This is a genomic window from Pseudomonas sp. TJI-51 (assembly GCF_000190455.2).
Lineage (GTDB): Bacteria > Pseudomonadota > Gammaproteobacteria > Pseudomonadales > Pseudomonadaceae > Aquipseudomonas > Aquipseudomonas juntendi.
On sequence record NZ_AEWE02000011.1, the window covers coordinates 11,820 to 17,822 of the forward strand.

The following is a 6,003-nucleotide window of genomic DNA, read 5'->3' on the forward strand; positions in this document are numbered from 1 at the left end:
GTTCTATACCGTGGGCATCATCTTCTTCGCCCTCGACAGCCGCCTGCGCCACGCGCACGGTATCTGGCACCTGTTCGTGATCGCCGGCAGCCTTTTGCACTTTGTGGCGGTGTCGTTCTACGTGCGTTAGTTAAAAGTCGCCCCACAACTGCTGCGCTACCGACAGCGCCACTACCGGTGCGGTTTCGGTGCGCAGCACGCGCGGGCCGAGGCGTGCGGCCTGGAAGCCTGCGCGTTGCGCCTGTTCGACTTCAGCGTCGCCAAGGCCGCCTTCAGGGCCGATCAAGAAGGCCAGGGTGGCGGGCCTGGCATGGCTCGTGAGCGGCTCGGCCACCGGGTGCAGCACCAGCTTCAGCTCAGCATGGGTGCTGCTCAGCCATTCGGCCAGGGTGGTGGGTGGGTTGATGGCCGGCAAGGTGGAGCGGCCGCATTGTTCGCAGGCGCTGATTGCCACCTGGCGCCAGTGCGCCAGGCGCTTGTCGGCGCGCTCGTCTTTGAGGCGCACTTCGCAGCGCTCGCTGATGATAGGCGTGATGGCGTTGGCGCCCAGTTCGGTGGCTTTCTGGATCGCCCAGTCCATCCGCTCGCCGCGGGACAGGCCTTGGCCAAGGTGGATGTGCAAAGGCGAATCGGCCTGGCCGGCAAACGCCTGGTCGAGGCTGACGCGTACGGTTTTCTTGCCCACTTCAAGCAAATGGCCACGGTATTCCTGGCCGCTGCCATCAAACAGCTGCACGGCGTCGCCGGGGGCCATGCGCAAGACGCGGCCAACATAGTGGGCCTGGGCCTCGGGCAGGTCATGCTCGCCAAGGCTCAGGGGGGCATCGATGAAAAAGCGGGACAGTCTCATGTAGTGCTCGTTGGCAAAGGGAAACGCGCCCTGGGTAGGAGCGGCCTTGTGTCGCGAAAGGGCTGCACGATCAGCCCGGGTCGCGGAAGTCGGGGTGGAAGTTGGCCGGCACCGCCACGCTGATGCGCTCGCGGGTGGCAAGGTCGATGCCTTCGCTGGCGACCTCGGCAAGGAAGTCGATCTGCTCGGGGGTGATCACGTACGGCGGCAGGAAGTACACCACGCTGCCCAACGGGCGCAACAGCGCGCCGCGGCTCAAGGCGTGTTCGAACACCTTCAGGCCCCGCCGCTGTTGCCAGGGGTAGGCGACCTTGCCCGCTTTGTCCTGAACCATCTCGATGGCCAGCGCCATGCCGGTCTGGCGGATTTCGGCCACGTGGGCGTGGTCGGCCAGGTGGGCGGTGGCGCTGGCCATGCGTGCGGCCAGGGCCTTGTTGGCCTCGATCACGTTGTCCTCGGCAAAGATGTCCAGGGTCGCCAGCGCCGCTGCGCACGCCAGCGGGTTGCCGGTGTAGCTGTGCGAGTGCAGGAACGCCCGCAGGGTCGGGTAATCGTCATAGAAGGCCTGGTACACCTTGTCGGTGGTCAGGCAGGCCGCCAGCGGCAGGGAGCCGCCGGGAAGGGGCCNNCCCGGCGGCGGGTAGCCGCCGGTAAGGGCCTTGGACAGGCACAGGAAGTCTGGGCGGATGCCGGCCTGCTCGCAGGCGAACATCGTGCCGGTACGGCCAAAGCCCACCGCGATTTCGTCGTGAATCAGGTGCACGTCGTAGCGGTCGCAGGCCTCGCGCAACAGCTTGAGGTACACCGGGTGGTACATGCGCATGCCGCCGGCGCCCTGGATCAGCGGCTCGACGATCACTGCCGAAATGGTTTCGTGGTGCTCGGCCAGGGTCTGTTCCATGCTGGCGAACATGTTGCGCGAATGCTCTTCCCAGCCCATGCCCTCGGGGCGCAGGTAGCAGTCCGGGCTCGGCACCTTGAGGGTATCGAGCAGCAGCGCCTGGTACGTCTCGGTGAACAGCGGCACATCGCCGACCGACATCGCGGCGATGGTTTCGCCGTGGTAGCTGTTGGTCAGGGTGACGAAGCGTTTCTTGCCTGGCTTGCCGACGTTCTGCCAGTAGTGGAAGCTCATCTTCAACGCGACTTCGATGCACGATGAGCCGTTGTCGGCGTAGAACACCCGGTCAAGCCCGGCCGGGGTCATGGCCACCAGGCGCTCGGACAGCTCGATCACCGGCTGATGGCTGAAGCCGGCCAGGATCACGTGTTCCAGCTGGTCGACCTGGTCCTTGATGCGCTGGTTGATGCGCGGGTTGGCGTGGCCGAACACATTGACCCACCAACTGCTCACCGCGTCCAGGTAACGCTTGCCTTCGAAGTCTTCGAGCCATACGCCTTCACCGCGCCTGATCGGGATCAGCGGCAGCTGCTCATGGTCTTTCATCTGGGTGCAGGGGTGCCACAGGACCTTGAGGTCACGTTGCATCCACTGATCATTGAGGCCCATCGGCACTTCTCCTGGCTTTGCGGCGTGGTTCGACCGCGTAAGCCTAAGCAATGCCGCAGGGTAGGACAACCGCCGGGCGGCAGCAGGTAAAATTGTCAGTTGCCAAGGGCACTTGATATCACTGCGCTGGCAGGGCCGGCACGGCTGACGTATTCTTAACGCATCTCGCTCGGGGCATTTCTGCCCCTCCTCGTTCCTGTAACCTCTGACTCGGAGTTCGCCGACATGGCTGCTGCTTGGGTGCGCCTGTGCGCGTTGGTATTGATTGGTGTGTCCAGCGGCGCTGCGCTGGCGAAGGACAAGACACCCACGGCGATCGTCGTCGGCGGTGGCCTGGCGGGCCTTACGGCAGCCTATGAGCTGCAGAACAAAGGCTGGCAAGTGACCCTGCTGGAGGCCAAGGCCAGCATGGGCGGGCGCTCTGGCCTGGCCACCAGCGAGTGGATCGGCAACGCCAAGGCGCAACCTGTGCTCAATGAGTACCTTGAGCGCTTCAAGCTCACGACCCTGCCGGCGCCAGAGTTCGTGCGCACCCCGGGTTACCTGATCGACGGCGAGTACTTCAGCGCAACCGACCTGGCCACCAAGCAGCCGGCCACCGCCGAGGCACTCAAGCGTTACGAGAAAACCCTCGATGACCTGGCCCGCTCGATCGACGACCCGCTCAATCCGCAGGCCACCAGCACGCTGTTTGCCCTTGACCAGATCAACGTCGCCAGCTGGCTGGACAAGCTGCAACTGCCGGCCACCGCCCGGCAACTGATCAACCAGCAAATCCGCACCCGTTACGATGAACCGTCGCGCCTGTCGCTGCTGTACTTCGCCCAGCAGAACCGTGTTTACCGCAACGTTAGTGACCGTGACCTGCGGGCCGCGCGCCTGCCTGGCGGCAGCCCGGTGCTGGCCCAGGCCTTCGTCAAGCAGTTGAAGACCATCAAGACCAGCTCGCCGGTCACCGCCATCGTTCAGGACAAGGACAGCGTCACCGTCAAGGTCGGCAGTGTCGGTTACCAGGCCGATTACCTGGTCATGGCCGTGCCATTGCGCGCCCTGGCCAAGATCCAGATCACCCCGGGGCTGGACAGCCAGCACTTGGCGGCGCTCAAGGGCACCAACTATGGCTGGCGTGACCAGCTGATGCTCAAGTTCAAGAAGCCGGTCTGGGAAAGCCGCGCGCGCATGTCGGGCGAGGTGTTCAGCAACGCCGGTCTCGGCATGCTGTGGATCGAGCCGGCGCTGAAGGGCGGGGCGAACGTGGTGATCAACCTGTCCGGCGACAACGCCCGCCTGCTGCAGGCTTTCGGCGACAAGCAGATGGTCGACCAGGTGTTGATCCGTCTGCATGCCTTCTACCCGCAGGCGCGCGGTGCGTTCACCGGTTACGAGGTGAAGCGGTATAGCGTCGATGCCGGTACCGGCGGTGCCTACCTGGCCTACGGGCCGGGTCAGATCAGCAAGTTCTGGCGCCTGTGGGAGCGCCCGGTGCAGCGCATCACCTTTGCCGGTGAGCACACCGATGCCTTGTACCCGGGCACCCTGGAAGGCGCCCTGCGCAGCGGCCAACGTGCCGCCAGCCAGGCCCAGGACCTGCTGGCCGGCAAGTCGTTCGACCCGGTCAAGGCCGCGCCGGTCGCGGCAGCCGCCGCCGGTGCCGGGGCAGCTGCCGCGAGTAAGGGCGGGTTCTTCTCCAACCTGTTCGGTGGCTCGTCCGACAAAGCGGGCAAGGCTGAGCAGGCACCTGCCAAGGCTGAGTCCAAGGCAGGCGATGAGGCCAAGCAAGACAAGCCAGGCTTCTTCAAGCGCCTGTTCGGTGGCGCTGACGCGCCAGAGGCCAAGGCCCAGCCGGTAGCCAAGGCTGACGAAGCGGCGCCGGTCGTTGCCCCTGCGCCAGCGCCCCAGGCAGCACCAGCACCAGCACCAGCACCTGCACCGGCGGTGAAGGCCGCGCCGGCCAAGCCTGCTGCGGCCAAGGCCGCCCCTGCCAAGCATGCGCCAGCGCACAAGCCAGCGACCAAGCCTGCCGAGAGCAAAAAGGCCAACGCCAAGTCGGAGCCGGCCAAGAAACCTGTCGCCAACCCGCAGGCCAAGGCGGGTTGACAGGTCGCAGTGCCGGCCTCTAGGTGAGTAACCCTGCTCCTGCAACGGACACTGTGGTCCTTGGCGGGAGCGGGCGCCCTGGTAGAGGCCGGCCCTGGCTACCCCATTCACAGCCGTTGGCGTTAATGTTTCCTTAATGGGAAGCGATCAGAATTTCTATCGGATTTATCGATAATCCGAAGCAATTTTTTCCGCTTTTATTCGATACGTTACGCGTTAGTCTGTGCACAGCTTTCACGGGGAAACACGTCAACATGCAACTGCGCAATTCACCTTCCCGCTACGGCGTGGTCAGCATCGTCCTGCACTGGGGCGTGGCACTGGCAGTCTTCGGCCTGTTCGGCCTGGGCCTGTGGATGGTCGGCCTCGACTACTACAGCCCGTGGCGCAAAGCCGGCCCGGACCTGCACAAGAGCATCGGCCTGGTGCTGCTGGCGGTAATGCTGCTGCGTGTACTCTGGCGTTTCATCAGCCCGCCACCGCCGGCACCGGCCAACCATGGCAGCTTCACCCGCCTGGCGGCCAAATTGGGCCATCTGGCGCTGTATCTCGGGTTGTTTGCCGTGATGGGCGCCGGCTACCTGATTTCCACTGCCGACGGCGTTGGCATTCCGGTGTTCGGCCTGTTCGAAGTGCCGGCGTTGATCAGTGACCTGCCGGACCAGGCAGACGTGGCAGGGGTAATCCACCTGTGGCTGGCCTGGGGCCTGGTGATTTTTGCCGTGCTGCATGGCCTGGCTGCACTCAAGCACCATTTCATCGACCGTGACGCGACCCTGACCCGCATGCTGGGCCGCAAAGCTTGACCCTCAACCTCAATTGCATAGGAAGGAACAGGATGTTGAAAAAGACTTTTGCCGCTCTGGCGCTGGGTACCGCTCTGCTCTCTGCTGGCCAGGCCATGGCTGCCGAGTACAAGATCGACAAGGAAGGCCAGCACGCGTTCGTTGACTGGAAAATCAGCCACCTGGGCTACAGCTTCATCCACGGTACGTTCAAGGACTTCGACGGCAACTTCACTTGGGACAGCGCCAAGCCTGAAGCCAGCAAGATCAGCGTCGACCTGAAAACCGCCAGCCTGTGGTCGAACCACGCCGAACGTGACAAGCACATTGCCAGCGCTGACTTCCTGGACGTGAAAAAATACCCGGACGCCAAGTTCGTCTCCACCAGCGTGAAGTCGACTGGCGACAAGACCGCTGACGTGACTGGCGACCTGACCATGCACGGCGTGACCAAGCCGGTCACCTTCAAGGCAACCTTCAACGGTGAAGGCAAAGACCCATGGGGCGGGGAGCGTGCAGGCTTCAACGCGACCACCACGCTGAACCTGAACGACTTCGGCATCAAGGGCCCAGGCCCGGCTTCGCAAACCCTGGACCTGGATATCAGTGTCGAAGGCGTGAAGCAGAAGTAAGTATTGCGTTGCCCCTGAAAAACGCCGCCCATCGGGTAATGGCTGTCAGTTAAGTGTTACTGGGGCTGCTTTGCAGCCCTTCGCGGGCACGCCCGCTCCCACACGTTTTGCGCTGAACTCAAGAAATGC

General features: G+C 64.0%; 5 protein-coding genes and 1 pseudogene. 4 read left to right on the forward strand and 2 right to left on the reverse strand.

Features of this window, described 5'->3' with window-relative positions; genetic code table 11:
• Window positions 1-130 (forward strand): annotated as a pseudogene (locus tag G1E_RS29105) (hemolysin III family protein); the annotation flags it as partial.
• On the opposite strand, the gene G1E_RS02605 reads toward G1E_RS29105, so the two are convergent.
• Complete coding sequence (locus tag G1E_RS02605) at window positions 131-850, reverse strand: 16S rRNA (uracil(1498)-N(3))-methyltransferase (protein ID WP_009682825.1); 720 nt, start codon at window positions 848-850, stop codon at window positions 131-133.
• Between the two features lie 70 nt (window positions 851-920).
• A complete protein-coding gene (locus tag G1E_RS02610) occupies window positions 921-2,360 on the reverse strand; it encodes an adenosylmethionine--8-amino-7-oxononanoate transaminase (protein ID WP_047149591.1) in 1,440 nt (479 codons plus the stop codon).
• A 225-nt stretch (window positions 2,361-2,585) separates the two neighbouring features.
• On the opposite strand from G1E_RS02610, the gene G1E_RS02615 reads away from it, so the two are divergent.
• The 3 genes from G1E_RS02615 to G1E_RS02625 all read left to right on the forward strand — a co-directional run bounded on the left by G1E_RS02615 (window position 2,586) and on the right by G1E_RS02625 (window position 5,874).
• Entirely contained in the window at window positions 2,586-4,457 is a 1,872-nt protein-coding gene (locus tag G1E_RS02615) for a flavin monoamine oxidase family protein (RefSeq protein ID WP_047149592.1), read from the forward strand.
• Window positions 4,458-4,711: 254 nt separating this feature from the next.
• Window positions 4,712-5,263, forward strand: coding sequence for a cytochrome b (locus tag G1E_RS02620; RefSeq protein ID WP_009682830.1), 552 nt, complete (start codon window positions 4,712-4,714; stop codon window positions 5,261-5,263).
• A 32-nt stretch (window positions 5,264-5,295) separates the two neighbouring features.
• Window positions 5,296-5,874, forward strand: coding sequence for a YceI family protein (locus tag G1E_RS02625; protein WP_009682831.1), 579 nt, complete (start codon window positions 5,296-5,298; stop codon window positions 5,872-5,874).
• Window positions 5,875-6,003: the final 129 nt, after the last annotated feature.

Coding starts and splice junctions, on each gene's coding strand:
- G1E_RS02620 (WP_009682830.1), top strand. CDS start 4,712: ATGCAACTGCGCAATTCACCTTCCCGCTACGGCGTGGTCAGCATCGTC.
- G1E_RS02605 (WP_009682825.1), bottom strand. CDS start 850: ATGAGACTGTCCCGCTTTTTCATCGATGCCCCCCTGAGCCTTGGCGAG.
- G1E_RS02625 (WP_009682831.1), top strand. CDS start 5,296: ATGTTGAAAAAGACTTTTGCCGCTCTGGCGCTGGGTACCGCTCTGCTC.
- G1E_RS02615 (WP_047149592.1), top strand. CDS start 2,586: ATGGCTGCTGCTTGGGTGCGCCTGTGCGCGTTGGTATTGATTGGTGTG.